Here is a 16,249-nt window from a genome sequence, read left to right on the forward strand (position 1 = left end):
ACCGCGCGCGACGGCGAGACGGTCGCGTCCTCACGCGCCGACCCGGCACGACTCGCGCAAATCGGCCGGAATCGGGCGGGCCGGTCGGCACTGGCCTGGCGCCGACCCGGCGCGCGGAAACGGGACCGCCGCCCCGCGCCGTCCGCCGGCCGTACGCCCGGTCCGATAAGGTCAATCTTGTGCCAATTCCCCGTTCTGTTTGCGAAATTGCGCCCCGGGGTTCGCGGTTACCTTTGGGTATCTTGCCGCTCCTGCCGCCGGAGCCGGCGTTTCTTGCATGGCTCGCGCTGTCTTTCGGCGGGGAATGGAAAAGTAAGGAATCTGTATGCGAAAACCGACGCGAAACCGTTCGCCCGCCACGCTCAGGTCCGTGGCCGGCGGCGCGGGGCCGGACCCGACGCCGCGCGCGAGCATCCCGGTCGCGTCGGCGTTTTCCCCCGGCTTCTTCGAGCACGGCGCATTACCCGAAGCAACGGATCATCGATGAACACACCCCACGCCGACGTCGCCCGCGGCCAGGAGCCGATCGCCTATCGGCCGCTCGGGCTGGCCACGCTGTTGCGGCAGGCCGCAGCCGGCTCCGATCTCACGCCTGTCGGCGAGCAACTGCTCGATTACAGCAAAACGCATGGCAATCCCCAGGTGTTGCTCGACCTCGCCCTCGTGCTGGAACTCAAGTACGAAAAGGCCTCGGCCCTCGCGGTCCAGGAGCTGGCGATCCGCACCTGCCGGCACTATCGGCTGAAAGCCGCCCAGACCTCGACGCCTCCGGTCCGGGTGCTGGCGCTGAAGGCGCCCGGGGATCTCATGACGAACACGCCGTTCGAGTGCCTCGTCGAGCAGTCCGATTTCCAGGTGGAAGCGCTTTACGTCGACGGCCGCCTGCCCGAACCCACCGCCTTGCCGGACCACGACGTCGTGCTCGTCACGCCGTGCGCGCTGGACGCCAACGTCGAGGCGCTGGCGCGGATCGACCGGCTCCTCGAAGGCACGTCGCGCCGCGTGCTGAACCATCCGCGGGGCATTGCGAAGACGACGCGGGAGGCGGCCTGGGCACTCCTCGGACACGTGCCCGGCATCTGCATGGCCCATACGGTGCGCGTCGGGCGCGCGCGCCTGCTTGCCGCGGCGGCGGGCGAGTGGAGTCTCGCGGACGCCGTCGGCAGCGATTTTCCGTTCATCGTCCGGCCGGTGGGCTCGCACGCGGGCCGCGGCCTCGAGCGGCTGGCCGACCGGGAAGCGCTGAAGGCGTACGTGGATCAGGCGGAGGCCGCCGAATTCTACGTGGCGCCGTTCATCGACTACAGCGGCGCGGACGGCCTGTTCCGCAAGTACCGGATCGTGCTCATCGACGGCAAGCCGTACGTGTGCCACATGGGCATTTCGCGCCACTGGATGGTTCATTACCCGTATCCGGAGATGCTGGAGCATCCGGAGCGGCGCGAGGAGGAAGCGCGCTTCATGGCGAGCTTCGACACCAAATTCGCCGTGCGCCATCGCGATGCGCTGCGAAGCATCGCGGATCTCACGGGCCTCGACTACATCGGCTTCGACTGCGCCGAGACGAACGACGGCCGGCTGCTGATTTTCGAGGTCGCCACGGCCATGATCGTTCACGACATGGACGACCCGGGCCCGTTTCCGTACAAGCTTGCGCAGATGAAGCGCGTATTCAGTGCGTTTTGCGACATGCTCCAGCGCGCGGCGCGCCCAGCAGCGAATCCATCCCAATAGGCGAAAAGACATGAACCCGAACACGTTGAACTTTTCCGGCGGCCCCGGCGCGCTTCCCGAAATCGCGCTCGAACAGGCGCGGCAGGCCATCGAGGCGCTGCCGGAAACCGGCGTTTCCGTTCTCGGCATGAGCCATCGCTCCGCCTGGTTTCGCGACCTGCTCGACGAGGCCGAGCAGAATCTGCGCCAGTTGCTCGGGCTGTCGGACGAATACGCGATCACCTTCCTGCAGGGCGGCAGCAGCCTGCAGTTCGCGATGATCCCGATGAATTTCACCGGCAAGGGTTTTGCGCCGCCCGAGTACGTCACGTCGGGCTACTGGAGCGCCAAGGCGACGGCCGAGGCCGCGAAAATACACGGACACCGGATTGCGTGGGACGGCGCCGCCACGGGCTATCGGCGGCTGCCGGACCTGAACGGCCTCGACGTCGACCCGTCGGCCGCCTATCTCCACTACGTGTCCAACGAGACCGTGGAAGGACTGCAGTTCCCGGTGCTGGACCAGTCGACGCCGGCTCCGCTGATCGCGGACATGTCGTCCGACTTCCTGTCGATGCCGATTCAGGCCGGCCGATATTCGATGATCTACGCGCACGCGCAGAAAAATCTCGGGCCGTCCGGCGTGACCGTCGCGATCGTGAACCGGGCCCTGCTCGAACGCATCCCGGCCGGATTGCCGGCCATTCTCGACTTTCGCACCCACGTCGAGCACGGCTCGAACTACAACACGCCGCCCGTTTTCGCGATCTACGTCCTCACGCTCGTCTCGCGCTGGCTCCGGTATTGCATCGGCGGACTCGCGCAGATGCAGGAGATCAACGAGCGCAAGGCGAGCCGCCTCTACGAGACGCTGGACGAGCTCGGCGATGCGGTGAAGATCCATGCGGAAAAGCCGTGGCGCTCGAAGATGAACGTCGCGTTCACGTTCGGCGATCCGAGGCTCGACGCCGGGTTCCTGGCCGAGACGAAGGAGCGCGGCATGATGGGCCTCGAGGGGCACCGCTCGATCGGCGGTCTGCGCGCCTCGCTGTACAACGCGGTCACGGAAGAGGCCGTCGCGGCGTTGTGCGAGTCCATCCGCGAATTCAGCCAGGCGCGGGTTTGACCTGCTGAAAACCACCGCGTCCGGCCTTCCGGGTCCGAAGGCCGGACGGGCGGCATCACAGCGGCTTTGCCGACCGCGTGTTCGACGCCACCACGAAGTGCCCCGCGCCCAGATGGTGAAGGGTGTGCAGCGGCGCATTCGTCGCGTCGAACTTCCAGTGTCCGTTCTCGAACACGCGCCGATCGGCGGCGGCCGACAGCACCTCGCCGAAGCAGGTGTCGTAGGCGTCCTCGGCGTGGGGCTCGCTGATCAGCCGGCATTCCAGCCACGCCGCGCAGCCGTTCTCGATGAGCGGAAGGCCGAGTGCCGGCCCGCGCACGGTTTCGATGCCGTACCGTGCGAACTTGTCGAGATCGCGCCCGCTCGTTGTGCCGACCGTGTAGGTGAGGTCGATCAGCTCCGCCCCCGGAATGCAGATGCCGAACACGCCGCTTTCGGCGATGAGTTCGCGCGTGAAGGTGCGCTTGTCGATGACGACGGCGATGCGCGGCGGCGTGAATTCGACGGGCATCGACCACGCCGCCGCCATCACGTCGCGGCGACTGCCCGACGCGCTCGTCACGAGCACGGTCGGGCCATGATTGACGAGGCGGCTCGCGTGTTCGAGCGCGACGGGTTCGAGGCGGGACATGCGGGGGCCTCCAGGGCAGTGAGCGACGGAAGGGACAGGTTACCACCGCACCCGCCCCGGGTGCCGGCGGATCGGGCCAGGATGCCGACGCCGGCTTGCGGCTCTTGCTAGAGTGGTGTCTCCATCTAAAAAAACGCCGATAAACGGCATACGGAGACATGCGATGAACATCCCCCGATTGCTTGCGTCATTAACCCTTCCCGCGTTTGTTGCCTGCGTCGTCGGGCCGACGTCCGCTCACGCCGCCACGCCCGTCAAACTGGTCACCGAGGAGACGATGGTGGCCTCGTCGCAACCCGGCATCCAGATCTACGTTCGCAACAAGCGTCCGGCCAACCAGACGCATTTCGACGCCGCTCATACGCTGGTGTTCGTCCACGGCGCGACCTATCCCGCGAGCACGTCGTTCGATCTCGAACTGGGCGGCCTGTCGTGGATGGATTACATCGCGAGACGCGGCTTCGACGTCTATTTGCTCGATCTGCCCGGCTACGGACGTTCGACGCGTCCCGCCGCGATGGACGGTCCCGCCGACGCGGGGCAGCCCGTCGAAACGACGGCGCAGGCGGTACAGGACTATGCGGCCGTCGTCGACTGGGTGCTGGCGCGCCGGCACCTGAAGAAGCTCGACGTCATGGGATGGTCGTGGGGGACGACGATCGCCGGCGGATTCGCGGCGGCTTACCCCGAGAAGGTGAATCGTCTCGTGCTCTACGCGCCGGTCTGGCTCTCGCACGAGACGCCGCCGACGGGCGATGCCGCGAAGCTCGGCGCGTACCGCACGGTGACGATCGAGTCGGCGAGGGCGCGCTGGTACAAGGGCGTGCCCGAGGACAAGCAGGCCGACCTGATTCCGCCGGGCTGGTTCGACAGGTGGCAGCAGGCGACGTGGGCGACCGATCCGAAAGCCGCGTCCGCGAATCCGCCGGTTCTGCGCGCGCCCAACGGCGTGACCGAGGACATTCGCGGCTACTACATGTCCGGCAACGCGACTTACGATCCCGGCAGGATCGCCGCGCCGACGCTGATGATTCAGGCGCAATGGGATCAGGACACGCCGCCTTACATGTCGCAGGCCCTGTTTCCGTTGCTGACCGGCGCGCCGTGGAAGCAGTACGACCTGATCGGCGAGGGGACGCACACGGTCCTGATGGAGAAGAACCGGTTGCAACTGTTCAATGCCGTGCAGAACTTCCTCGAGGAACCGGGACCGCGTTGAGGCCTTTGAGGCTTGGGGCGGCGGGGCTCGTTCCGCGCTCCGTCCTCCTCATTTCACATGCCACAGCAACGCGATGGCCGGTACGATCAGCGCCGTGACGAGCCCGTTGAGCCCGATGCCGATGGCCGCGAAGGCGGCGGCGAGGCCGCTTAGCGGCGCGATCTGGGCGGCGGCGACGCCGCTGCCCGCGACGCCCGCCGCGAGGCCGTGCGCGCGCCAGTCGTCGACGCGGAACCAGCGCAGCACGGTCTGGCCGATCACCGCGGCCACGATGCCGCCGCCGATGGCGAGCGCGGCCGTCAGCGCCGGCACGCCGCCCACTTCCTGCGAGACCGCGATGGCGATCGGCGTTGTGACGGCCTTCGGCGCCATCGAGAACGCCACGGTGCGTCCGCCGCCGAGCAGCCAGACCACGGCGATGCCGCTGACCATCGAGGTGATCGAGCCCGCCAGCAGCGCGATGCCGAGCCCGTTGAGGCTGCGGCGGATGTGCGAGAGGTTCAGCGCGAGCGGAACCGCGAGCGCCACCGTGGCCGGGCCGAGCAGGAAATTGATGAACTGCGCGCCGGCGAAGTAGGTGGCGTAGGGCGTGTTCGTCAGCTTTAGCACGACGACCATGAGGACGATCGCGATCAGCACGGGATTGGCCACCGGCGAGTTGCGGCAGAGGCGGTGGATACGCTGGCCGATCGCGAAGGCGACCAGCGTGACGGCGAGCCAGAGCAGCGGCGTGAGCGCGAGCGGGGTCCAGAGCGTACGCAGGATCATTGCAGTCGCTCCGTGATGGCCGCTTCGCCGGCGGTCTTGCCCGCGCGTTCGGCCAACCGCGTCACGCGGTGCATGATGACGCCCGTGACGATGAGGCCCAGCACCGTCGAGACCAGCAGGCCCGCGAGGATCGGCAGCCATTCCTCGCGCAGCACGCCCAGCTCCGCGATGATGCCGACGCCGGCGGGCACGAAGAGCAGCCCCATGTTCGAGATCAGCGCGCTGGACGTCTTCGCGAGCGGCGGCGGTTCGGCGCCCTCGGCGGCATGAATCCAGCGGCCGGCCCGCGTCACGAGCAGGAGCGCGAGCAGGAACATCCCGATGACGGGACCGGGCAGCGGCAGGTGCAGCAGGCGGCGCAGCACTTCGCCGACGAGTTCGGCAACGACGAGAACGGCAAACGCGAATGGCATGATCGACACTCAGGGTTGGATAGGCCCGGCGAATCTGACGGACAGGCGTTCGTCGGGCGCGAAGACAGGGCGCGCGGACAGCCGACTTCCGTCGGCTCCGGTGCTCGCGGGGCGGTAGTAAGGACGTCGGCCCGGACCCGGGGACACGCGGTCGAGGGCGCACGGCGTGTCGGGCGCCCTCGGAGTGCGAACGCCGTTTTTCGCCATCCCGCGCGCGCGAGGCGGCGCACACTCTAAGCGCCGCCCGTTTTTTTCAGAATGCCCTTCGCGGCAAATGACTTTTGCGGCAAGGGGATTTGCAAATGCGGCGCGGCGATGAATCGCGTACGCGGGGCGCCTCGTGACGAACGGCGTCGCCGCGCGATCGGGCCGGTGTTGCGCCCATGCGCTTGCCGCGAGCCGCCGCCCGACGCTGCCGATGCGCGGCGATAGCGGGGAGGACGGCGGGATACTGGGCAGGGCGGAAGACACGTTGCGCTCCGGCGGACGAGGGGCCGCGCCTGCCGCGTGCCGTCCCGAAGAGGACGACCGCGGTAGCGCGTGATCACACGATAGGGGTTGGGACCGGCAAGCAGAAGTGCCCGGCCGGGAAGTCAGTTTTGCGCGCCGGGTCATGCCTCGGGACCGCGCCACGTGGAGCCAGCGTGATGTCGTCGTCGGGCGCTTCTGCGGATCGTCGCGGATTCCCGCCGTTGGGAACGCGTCCGGAGGCGTGCCGGTCCGCTATCCGTGGGGGGCGCGTCGCCGCCTGCCCATCGCGCCCGGCTTCATCGCGGGCGACAAGCCGGGCCGCCCGGCTGGGCCGCCATACGCCGGTCGGTACGGAATGGGGCGACGACGGCGAGATCGTGAATCCGGGCTCGCGTCGATTTCGCGTCGATTAGGGAACCGCAGGCATGGCGTTCGTGATGCTGCCCGCCGCCGGCATGCGCCCTTCAACTTCAACGAGATGGACGGGAACACCCCGGTGATCCCCGTCCAGGACGTCGGGCCGCGGACGTGGCGACGCACGCTCGACATCCGGTTCGCGTGCTAGTCGCGGGACGTGGGCGTGCACGACAAAAAGCGATGCCGAAACCGCGGCATCGTTATCGTCATCGCTCCGCGCCGGCTATTCGAAGACGGTGTCCTGACTGAGCACCTCGGAGATGCCGGCGCGCAGCGCGTTGAGCTTCTCCTCTTTCGACTCGGCGTTCGCCGACAGTTGCGGCAATTTCAGAAAACGGCCGACGACCGAGACGGCTGCCAGGTCCGCTTTGCTGCTGAGCAACGACGACACGTGAAGGCGCCACTCCGGGTCGCGCAGCCGGTACAGGCACCAGCCCTGAAAGGCCAGGCAGAGCGCGAGATCGCCCCTTTTCGCCTGTATTTGTCTCAGCAGATGCAGTGCGCTCGTCCAGTCCGCGCGACGGATCTGCAGTTGCACGTCGAAGAAATCGAGTTCGACTCTATCGGGGCGCAATACATGCAACGCCTCCAGCAGGTCCTCCACCTCCGACTGCCCGGCTTTCGACAGCGAGCGGGAGAGGATCCGGGTCAACGCCTTGACGATGCCCTCGTCGCATTGGGTGTACCACATGGCGGATTGTCCGTGATGTACCGCGTCTGGAATGTCCAGCTTCTACCCTTTCCGCCCAGCGGGCGTACGTGCATGCATTCATGCGGGGCGTATGTCCGCCAGGCCGATATTCCCGCCGGCAAGCCCAAGCCCGTCCGGTTCGCCCGCCGTCGACCGGTAACCACGCGGTCGACGCGAGCAGAACGTGACGGTGCATGAAGACAGCGAAGAAATGGGCGTTCTATTACGCGGAGATGAGCAAGCCCTGCGGCGGCTGTCCGCTCAACTGGTCCACTTGCAGTTGAGCCTGGGCATTGAGCGTGCCGCCGCCGTTTTCCTTCGCCGTGGTCTGGATTTCCGGCGCGAGCGTCCCGGCAACCGACTGGCTGAGTTTGCCGCTTTGGACTGCGTCGGAGAGGATGCCGGCCGCTTCGTTGCCGTTGCCGCTCGACATGGCGTTCTGGAACGCCTGGAAGCCCGAGGGATCCTGTTGCGCGAATTGCGACATGGCGCTCGAGATGTTGCTCGACGACAGCGACTGGCCGTCCGCCGCGAGATCGGTCGAACCCGGAACCGACGAGGCGGCCGGCGTCGAACCGAGCGAGGAGGTTGGCGTCGAACCGAGGGAGGAGGCAGGCGTCGAACCGAGGCTGCTCGTCGGGCTCGAACCCGCGCTGCTCGAGGGGGAGCCCTCGCTGGCCATCAGTTGCTGCAGGAGCTCCTCGATTTCCTGGATCTCCTCGTTGACGTTGTTGTTCGACGACGAATCGCTCGAGCCGATCGAGTCCGAACCGCCCAGCGTGGAAGCGCCGCCGTTGTCGATGTTGATCGTGATGCCGCCCATGATGAAATCTCCGTGAAAGACGATGGTTGAGTAACAGGTTGAGTAAGCGGGGCACAACGATGATTACTTTAGTTGCTGGCTTGCTTGACCTGGACGCAAAACCGAAGCGATAAGTCGAATTGCGAAGCGGCCTGTTCATGAGGCGCGGGAGAGGCTTGGGAACGCGGAGGAAGAAGGCTCGCGCCGTTCCGTTAGGGGTAGCGCCGCGTGGCGCGCGCCTCGCGCAGGTCGACCTCCGGGCACGCCGGTCAGGCGCGTTGCGGGGGCCGGCGCTCCGGGCGCGTGGTCCGTATTGATGGGATTGCGCCGATCCGACGCGCGGGATCGATCAGGGCGTCGTCGCGTCCGCGGTCGGGCCGCCGTCCTGGCGCGGCGGCTCACCGATGCGTTCCGCGTAGAAATCGACGAATGCCCGCACCTTCGACGACACGATCTTCTTGGGCGGATAGACGGCCCAGATGGCCGGTTCGGCCTGGCCCGTGCGAGCCTCCCAGCCGGGCAGGACGTGGACCAGCCGGCCGTCGCGCAGCATCGGGTCCACGAGCCAGGTCGGCAGGAGCGCGATGCCGCAGCCGGCCAGCGCGAGTTCGAGCACGGCCTCGGAATCGTTGCCGCGAAAGCGGCCCTTCAGTTCGACGAGCGTCGGCCCGGCGGCCGCGTTGTCGTCGCTCGCGCGGTTCGCCGCGCCGTCCGCCGCGGGGGCGACGGGGGCGAGGAGCCAGCGGTCGTCGGGCAGCAGGGCGAGGCGCAGCGACGCGTGCCCGGCCAGGTCGGCCGGCACCGACGGCGTGCCGTGGCGGCGGAAATAGTCGGGGCTGCCGCAGACGATGCGCCGGTGCGGCGCGAGCCGCCTCGCCATCAGCGACGAGTCGGGCAGCACGCCGATGCGGATGGCGAGGTCGATGCGCGCGTCGATGAGGTTGAGCGTTTCGTCGGTCGCCACGAGCTCGATGTCGATGTCCGGATACCGTTCCATGAAGCACGGCAGATGCGGCACGACGTGGAGGCGGCCGAACGCGGACGGCGTCGTGACGCGCAGGAGCCCCTGCGGCGTGCGGTTCAGCGAGGACGTGACCTGGCGCGCGTCTTCGAGCGCCTCCAGCGCGAGCAGCGCGTGTTCGCGGAACACCCGGCCGCCTTCGGTCAGCACGAGGCCGCGCGTGGAGCGGTTGAAGAGCGCGATGCCGAGATCGCGCTCGAGCTCGCTCACGTAGCGCGAGACGGTCGACGTCTTGACGGCCATCTGATGGGCGGTCTTGCTGAAGCTCTGGAGCTCCGCCGCGCTCAGGAAGGCGCGTACTGCTGCAAAGTAGTCCATGAGTCGTCGGATCGGTCGCGTTCCCACGTCGTCGCCGGCCGGGCCGGCGGCAGGACGAGGCGGGGCATCGCGTGCGCAACGACGGTCGTTCCGCACGCGATGGCTATGATAAGGCAACGAATATCCGGCGACGGGTCGCCGGGCCCGGCCCGGCGAAGACCGGGCGTTGCGGCTTGCCGCCGACCCGCGGGGCTCGCGGCGCGGCGAACCGTACGAACCATGCGAACCGGACGACGATCCCGGCGACACCCCGGCGACACCCCGGCGACACCCCGGCGACACCCCGGCGACAACCCCGGCGCCTAGCCCTTGCGCTGCTTGCGCGCGAGCTTGCGGACCTCGGCGACGCGCGCGGCCATGCCCGTGTCGCGCGCGACGAACTGCGCGAGCTTGCGGCTCTTCAGGTCCACCGTCACGGAGTCGTCGGGCGCCTTGGTCTGCGAACCGTCGATCGCCGGGTGATATTCGATCCGCAGTTGCCGGTCGTTGACGATGATGCGCAGGTATCCGAAGTTCTGGTCGTCGTAGTTTTCCAGCGTGATTTCGTCGGCGTTGCCCGAGGCGGCCTGGATGACCTGCGGCGCGCGCAGCGGCGGCTCGCCGCCGTGCGTCAGGCGTTGCACGGCGTGTCCGCCGTTGCCGCAGACGATGTACGGAATCTGCGAGCCGTCGGGCCGCGCGCGCGTGAAGCGCTGGTAGTTGTGCGCGTGCCCGGCGAGGTCCGCGTGCGGCCACACGCCGACCTCCGCGCAGATCTCGTCGATCTGCCGCTGCATCTCGACGCTCCAGCCGTGCCGGCCGCGCGCGACGTAGGGCGGGTGATGATGCGCGAACAGCAGCGCGCCGGCGTAGCGCTCTTTCTTTACGCGCTTGAGCGCCGCGCGCAGGAAGTCGAGCTGGCTCGTGCCGATCTGCTTGTCGGCGATCACGCCCGGGTCTTCGAGCGTATTGCTGTAGAGCGCGATGATGCGCACGAACGGCGCCTCGAACGTGAAGAACACGCCCGGCTGGATTTGCGCGGTGCGCGAGAGGTTGCCTGCGTCGGGCGACACCTCGAAGCAGTCGGCGCAGAAGTTGCGCAGGAACGCCTGCAGGCTCTTCTCGTGGTGCAGCGGCGAGACCATGCCGTCGTGGTTGCCGGCCACGGCCAGAATGGGCGCGTGGTAGTCGCGGTAGGGCTCGTAGAACTGGTCGTAGTAGTACTGGCTTTCGCCGAAGCTGTAGACGATGTCGCCGAGCAGGAAGTTGAACTGCGGGATCTCGCGGCTGTCCTGTTCGTCGAAGTCGCTCTCCATCTTGTCGGAGACTTCGTTCTGCGTCTTCGGCCCCTTCGTACTGCCGCAGTCGCCGGTGGAGTGGAACACCATCTGGCCGTTGCGCTCGATCTGCTGGATCAGGCCGGCGTTGTTGCCGATCACTTCGGTCAGCGTGAGGCGCGGCTCGGCGCCGCCGCGCGGCGCCGGGAACGGCAGCGGCTTGATCTTGTGCTCGCGGTTCAGCTCGTCGATTTTCCGGTAGGCCGCCGCGTCGGACGCGTGTTTTATCACGAACGTCTGAGGGTCCGGCGTCGGCTGGGGTTGCGAGAACACGGGGCGGGCGAGCACGCGTCCGTCGGACGGGCCTTCGGGGACGTGTTCGGGGCGCTTGCGCTTCGTGACCATGGCGGCTCCTTGTCAATCAAGGTGGGGAAGGAAAGGCGGCAGCGCGCCGCCCGGCGCGGACGGGCCGGGCGGTTCGGGGCGGTTCGTTGCGGTTGCTGGCCAGTTGGGGCCGGCTCGGGACGTCAGGCCCCGAAGTTCAGCGTGTGGGTCAGGTCGCCCATCGGCGTCTGGCCGCGGGAGGCCATGGCCGCGTCGCGGTGCCTGAGGCCGTCGAGCGTGTCGAGCTGGAAGACGCGCGTGATGAGCCGCAGGATCGAGCCGGTGTCGTAGACGGTGTGATCGACGTAGCCCCGCTTCGCGAACGGCGAGACGACCATCGTCGGGATGCGCGTGCCCGGACCCCAGCGGTCGCCCCTGGGCGGCGCGACGTGATCCCACCAGCCGCCGTTCTCGTCGACGGTGACGATCACGACCATGTTTTCCCATTGCGGGCTCGCGCGCAGCGCCTTGACCGCGTGCACGATGTGGCGGTCGCCCGAGGCGACGTCGGCGTAGCCGGCGTGCATGTTCAGGTTGCCCTGCGGCTTGTAGAACGTGACGGCGGGCAGCTTGCCCGCACGCGCGTCGGCGAGAAAGCGGTTGGTGCTCTCGTCGTCGCCGAGGCCGCCGTCGCGCAGCCGCTTCGCGCGCGCCTCGGTGCCGGGGCCGAGGTTGCGGAAGTAGTTGAACGGCTGGTGGTGATACTGGAAGTTCGGGATGACCGGCGTGCCGTTCGAAAGGTTCGCGCCGTGCTTGTCGAGCGTCTCCTGGAACGCGCCCGCGTACCAGGCCCAGTCGATGCCGCGCCGGTCGAGCTTGTCGCCGATGTGCTCGTGCGTTTGCGGCACCAGCGCCATGGCGTTTTCCGACAGGCTGAAGTCGACTTCGCCGTTGGCGCCGAGTTTGAGCGGGGTGGGCGCGTAGGGCGGCATCATCGTGTTCACGCCGTAGCTGAGCACGGTGCCGTCGGCGAGCGTTTCCGGCGGCGTGAGCGCGCTCGGGCCGAACCTGGGGATGCCGTCCATCGCGCTCGCGGGCGAGGTTTCGAGCGGCTTCAGGTTCGGGTCGTCGGGGCGGCCGCTGACGGTCGTGGCGATCTGGAACTTCGAGATGCTGTTGAGCGGGTCCGGATAGCGCGGCGCGGTGGCCGAGGCCAGGTACTGGTGGTTCAGGAACGATCCGCCGAACGCGCCCTGGAAGAAGTTGTCGCAGAGCACGAATTCGCTCGCGAGGTCCCACATCCGCAGGTCGTAGCTCGTGTTTTCGTAGTGGCCCATCGTGAAGCCGGCGGAATCGGCCCAGGCGACGAACATGTTGTTCTTGCCGCCGTTGATCTGCATCTGGTTCTGATAGAACACGTGCCAGAGGTCGTGCGTGACGAGCGAAAGCGGCAGGTTCTCGCCGTTCGGGCCTTGCAGCGCGAACGGCCCGTTGGGCAGGTTGGTCTGGTATTGCAGCCCGGCGCGGTAGGTCACGCCGTCGGCCACCTGGTCCTTGAGCAGCCAGCCGCCCGGCACGGTCGGCAGCTTCGGCAGGACGGTCTTGCCGTCGCGGTCGAGCTGGAGGTAGTCCTCTTGCCTGAGCGAGGAAAGCGGCCGCTCGACGCCCGGAAAGTCGCCGAACAGGTTGTTGAAGCTGCGGTTCTCGGCGTAGATCACGACGATCGTCTTCACGTTCTCGCGCAGCGCACGGTCGAGCTCGGGGCCGGCGAGCGGCGTGCCGCCCGCGCCGCCCGAGCCCGTCTGGGTGCCGGGCGCGGCGCAGCCGCCGAGGCCGCCGCCGACCGCGACCGCGGCAAGTCCGGTCAGAAACGAGCGCCGGCTGGTGCTGGGCTGATTGGGCTCGCTGGCCGGGGCGTCGTCGGGCTGAGTCGGGGGCTTGGGGGGCTGCTGCGTCATGTCGTTTCCTTGTGGGGTGGGTCGGCGGGGCGTGACCCGAAAGGGGTTGCGCGGCGCCTGGGCGCCGCATGGCTGGAGCGGATGATGGATGATGCGTGCCGGCTGCTCACGGGGCCATATCTTTGCGGACGGGCGATGACATTTTTTTGACAGAGGCCGGATGGCGCGGACGTTCCTGCCGCTTTGTCCGGGTTGGCCCCGCTTCGGTTCCTGCTCCGGCCCTCGCGCGTCAGGCGACCCCTCGGCGCGCTCGGCACGTTCGGCACGTTCGGCACGGCGGCGGCGCCTGCCCGGTACTCTATGATGGCGTCTGCGCCGGCCTCGCCGGCTTTCCGAATGCATCCATGACCGATCCCGCCGCACCGATTTCCGCTTCGCCGACGCTCGCCTGGTCCGACGAGCGCGGCGCCCACGGCGTCCGCTGGCGCTCGGAGGCGGGCGTGCCCGCGCCGAAACGCGCCGTGCCGGCCGACGACCGCACCACGGCCGACGCGGCCTACCGGCTCGCCTGCGAAGGCACGGCGCTCGTCTGGCAGGGCGATTTCCAGAACGCGCGCCAGTTGCTCCAGGCCATGTCGCGCCGGGCCCAGCGCAAGCCGCCCAAGCGCGCGTCTGCGCCGCTCGAGGCGTTCCATCTGCACCGGCAAGGCCAGGCACAGCGCGCTCGCACGCTCGGCATGCTGCTGATCGTGCTCGAAGGCGACTACTCGATCGCGCTGCGCCGCGCGCCGGATCTTCGCGAGGCCTGCGAGGAAGCCTGGGGGCGGGCGGACGGCGCGGCGTCGGCGGTGTCGCTGCGGGAGTTGCTCGGGTTGGTCGGGGCGCACGAATGGCGCAAGAAGGGGGTCGAGATCGGCGCGCTGAACGCGCGCATCCATCCGTACTACGGGGTGTTTTCTCCGGTGCGCGGCGAGTACGTCGATCTCGTCGCGCGCGCGCCGCTGCCGTCGCCGGAGCTGGCGTTCGACGTCGGCACGGGCACGGGCGTGCTCGCGGCCGTGCTGGCCGCGCGCGGCGTGCGGCGGATCGTGGCGACCGACCAGGACCCGCGCGCGCTGGCCTGCGCGCGCGAGAACCTGGCGCGTCTCGGCTATGCCGATCGCGTCGAGGTGGTCGCCGCCGATCTCTTTCCCGAAGGCCGCGCGCCGCTCGTCGTCTGCAATCCGCCGTGGGTGCCGGCGCGACCGTCGTCGCCGGTCGAGTACGCGGTGTTCGATCCCGACAGCCGCATGCTGCTCGGCTTTCTCGACGGGCTTGCCGCGCATCTGGAGCCGGGCGGCGAGGGCTGGCTGATTCTCTCGGACCTGGCCGAGCATCTGGGGCTGCGCACGCGCGAGACGCTCGTCGGGGCCATCGCGCGCTCGGGGCTCGAGGTGATCGGCCGAGACGACATCCGGCCGCGCCATCCGAAGGCCGACGATCCGTCCGATCCGCTGCACGGCGCGCGCGCCGCGGAAGTCACGTCGCTGTGGCGGCTGCGGGCGCGGCCGGCCTGAATCGGCCGCGCGCGAGCCCGAAAGGTGCGCGCGTCAGCCCGGATAGGCTTCGTCGATCGTCAGGCCGGCCAGCTTGAAGATGACGCGCAGCGTCTGGGGCTTGATGTCACGGCGCGCCGCGAGCGACGACATGACGAAGTCGAGTACCTTCGCGTACTTGAGCAGCGTCAGGCAGGTTTCGAGGTCGGCGGCGGCGTCGCGCATCTGCTCCGCGAGCCGCAGCATCTCGATCGAGATGTCGCGCGCCATTTCCAGCTCGATCTGCTGCTTTTCGGTCCACTCCGGCTTCGTCAGCAGCTTCTCGATCAGCGCGCGGAATTTCTGCTCGGTGTTTCCGTCGGGTAGGGTGTCCATTGCCGTCCCATATGCGGTCGTGCGAGATCCCGCCGAAGCGGGTATTCAGGCCGCAGATTGACTGACTGCCGCAGGCTTTGCCGGCGCAACCGGCGCGGCCTGCCATGCCTCGCCGCGCACCGGCTGCGGCGTCTCTGTCGGTCCTCCGGCATCGGGGGCCGCCGCCCCCGCGTCGTTTGCCTATCCCCGTATCGGGTGCCGGGCCCGGACACGGCGGCATGCAACGCATGCGCAAATACAGCATGAAACGTGCCCGGGTATCGCGGCGCTCGCGCGCGTTCGCCACGAGCGCCGTAAGCGAGCGCGTCGCGTCGCTTACGGCGGATCCTGCCGGACCCGCGGCGCTTTTTCGTACAATGCCATCGAGTTTCTCATTGTTCCGTCGCCTGTCGCACGTTCGGTGCGCATCCGGCGCTCCACGGCCCATTCCACGATGTCCAGCAAGACCTACGAAATCCGTCCCGACCAGTCGATCGAACTCCTCAAGGAGCTTCATATCCTCACGCGCGACGGCAAGATGAACCAGGACAGTCGCCGCAAGCTCAAGCAGGTCTACCACCTGTTCCAGTTCATCGAGCCGTTACTCCGGGAGCTGAAAAGCGACGGACGTAACGTAACGCTCGTCGATCACGGAGCCGGCAAGTCGTACCTCGGGTTCATCCTGTACGACCTCTTTTTCAAGTCGCTGCACGACGGTTCGCATATTTTCGGCATCGAGACGCGCGACGAGCTCGTCGAAAAGTCGCGCGCGCTCGCGCAGCGGCTCGGCTTCGCGGGCATGTCGTTCCTGAACCTTTCGGTGGCCGACTCCATCGCGTCGGACCGGCTGCCGCCCGCCGTCGACATCGTGACGGCGCTGCATGCCTGCGACACGGCCACCGACGACGCGATCCGCTTCGCGCTGAAGAAGGCGGCGCGCTACGTCGTCGTCGTGCCGTGCTGCCAGGCGGAGGTGGCGGGCGTCCTGCGCCGCAACAAGGGCAAGTCGCTCGGTAGCGCGCTGACGGAAATCTGGCGCCATCCGCTGCACACGCGCGAGTTCGGCAGCCAGATCACGAACGTGCTGCGCTGCCTGCAACTGGAGGCCCACGGTTACCAGGTGAGCGTGACGGAGCTCGTCGGCTGGGAGCATTCGATGAAAAACGAGCTGATCGTCGCCCAGTACCGGGACTTGCCGCGCCGCCGCCCGGCGGAGCGGCTCGACGAAATCCTCGGGACGCTCGGCATCGACGAGTTGCGCGAGCGGTTCTTCGTCGAGGCCTGAGCGCGCG

General features: G+C 68.2%; 14 protein-coding genes. 5 read left to right on the plus strand and 9 right to left on the minus strand.

Features of this window, described 5'->3' with window-relative positions; all coding sequences use genetic code 11:
• Positions 1–483 precede the first annotated feature (483 nt).
• Complete coding sequence (locus CY652_RS16345; RefSeq protein ID WP_102131753.1) at positions 484–1,734, plus strand: ATP-grasp domain-containing protein; 1,251 nt, start codon at positions 484–486, stop codon at positions 1,732–1,734.
• A gap of 10 nt (positions 1,735–1,744) precedes the next feature.
• Positions 1,745–2,839, plus strand: coding sequence for a 3-phosphoserine/phosphohydroxythreonine transaminase (serC, locus tag CY652_RS16350; protein WP_102131754.1), 1,095 nt, complete (start codon positions 1,745–1,747; stop codon positions 2,837–2,839).
• A gap of 55 nt (positions 2,840–2,894) precedes the next feature.
• On the opposite strand, the gene CY652_RS16355 is transcribed toward serC, so the two are convergent.
• The gene (locus CY652_RS16355) at positions 2,895–3,470 is read right to left on the minus strand and encodes a flavin reductase family protein (protein ID WP_102131755.1); all 576 of its coding nucleotides are present in this window, start codon (positions 3,468–3,470) and stop codon (positions 2,895–2,897) included.
• A 163-nt stretch (positions 3,471–3,633) separates the two neighbouring features.
• On the opposite strand from CY652_RS16355, the gene CY652_RS16360 reads away from it, so the two are divergent.
• Positions 3,634–4,689 carry an alpha/beta hydrolase gene (locus CY652_RS16360; RefSeq protein WP_102131756.1) on the plus strand — a complete coding sequence of 352 codons (1,056 nt, stop codon included), beginning with the start codon at positions 3,634–3,636 and terminating at the stop codon, positions 4,687–4,689.
• Between the two features lie 48 nt (positions 4,690–4,737).
• On the opposite strand, the gene CY652_RS16365 is transcribed toward CY652_RS16360, so the two are convergent.
• The 7 genes from CY652_RS16365 to acpA all read right to left on the minus strand — a co-directional run bounded on the left by CY652_RS16365 (position 4,738) and on the right by acpA (position 13,128).
• Entirely contained in the window at positions 4,738–5,457 is a 720-nt protein-coding gene (locus CY652_RS16365; protein ID WP_102131757.1) for an LrgB family protein, read from the minus strand.
• Positions 5,454–5,870, minus strand: coding sequence for a CidA/LrgA family protein (locus CY652_RS16370; protein WP_102131805.1), 417 nt, complete (start codon positions 5,868–5,870; stop codon positions 5,454–5,456). Before CY652_RS16370 ends, CY652_RS16365 begins: the two co-directional genes overlap by 4 nt.
• Before the next feature lie 1,111 nt (positions 5,871–6,981).
• A complete protein-coding gene (locus tag CY652_RS16375; protein WP_102131758.1) occupies positions 6,982–7,449 on the minus strand; it encodes an HrpB1 family type III secretion system apparatus protein in 468 nt (155 codons plus the stop codon).
• Between the two features lie 223 nt (positions 7,450–7,672).
• Complete coding sequence (locus CY652_RS24535; RefSeq protein ID WP_102131759.1) at positions 7,673–8,272, minus strand: hypothetical protein; 600 nt, start codon at positions 8,270–8,272, stop codon at positions 7,673–7,675.
• A 328-nt stretch (positions 8,273–8,600) separates the two neighbouring features.
• A complete protein-coding gene (locus CY652_RS16385; RefSeq protein WP_102131760.1) occupies positions 8,601–9,590 on the minus strand; it encodes a LysR family transcriptional regulator in 990 nt (329 codons plus the stop codon).
• Positions 9,591–9,892: 302 nt separating this feature from the next.
• On the minus strand, positions 9,893–11,251 hold the full coding sequence (locus CY652_RS16390) for a metallophosphoesterase family protein (RefSeq protein WP_102131761.1): 1,359 nt from the start codon (positions 11,249–11,251) through the stop codon (positions 9,893–9,895).
• Between the two features lie 122 nt (positions 11,252–11,373).
• Positions 11,374–13,128 (minus strand): acid phosphatase, encoded by a 1,755-nt coding sequence (gene acpA / locus CY652_RS16395; RefSeq protein WP_102131762.1) that lies wholly within the window; start codon positions 13,126–13,128, stop codon positions 11,374–11,376.
• Between the two features lie 344 nt (positions 13,129–13,472).
• On the opposite strand from acpA, the gene CY652_RS16400 reads away from it, so the two are divergent.
• Positions 13,473–14,624 carry a methyltransferase gene (locus CY652_RS16400; RefSeq protein ID WP_102131763.1) on the plus strand — a complete coding sequence of 384 codons (1,152 nt, stop codon included), beginning with the start codon at positions 13,473–13,475 and terminating at the stop codon, positions 14,622–14,624.
• Between the two features lie 33 nt (positions 14,625–14,657).
• On the opposite strand, the gene CY652_RS16405 is transcribed toward CY652_RS16400, so the two are convergent.
• Positions 14,658–14,978 (minus strand): DNA-binding protein, encoded by a 321-nt coding sequence (locus tag CY652_RS16405; protein ID WP_102131764.1) that lies wholly within the window; start codon positions 14,976–14,978, stop codon positions 14,658–14,660.
• 433 nt (positions 14,979–15,411) lie between these two features.
• Between CY652_RS16405 and CY652_RS16410 the strand changes: the two genes are divergently transcribed.
• On the plus strand, positions 15,412–16,242 hold the full coding sequence (locus tag CY652_RS16410; protein WP_102131765.1) for a class I SAM-dependent methyltransferase: 831 nt from the start codon (positions 15,412–15,414) through the stop codon (positions 16,240–16,242).
• Positions 16,243–16,249: the final 7 nt, after the last annotated feature.

The organism is Burkholderia sp. WAC0059 (assembly GCF_002870125.1).
In the GTDB taxonomy this organism is placed as follows: Bacteria; Pseudomonadota; Gammaproteobacteria; order Burkholderiales; family Burkholderiaceae; genus Paraburkholderia.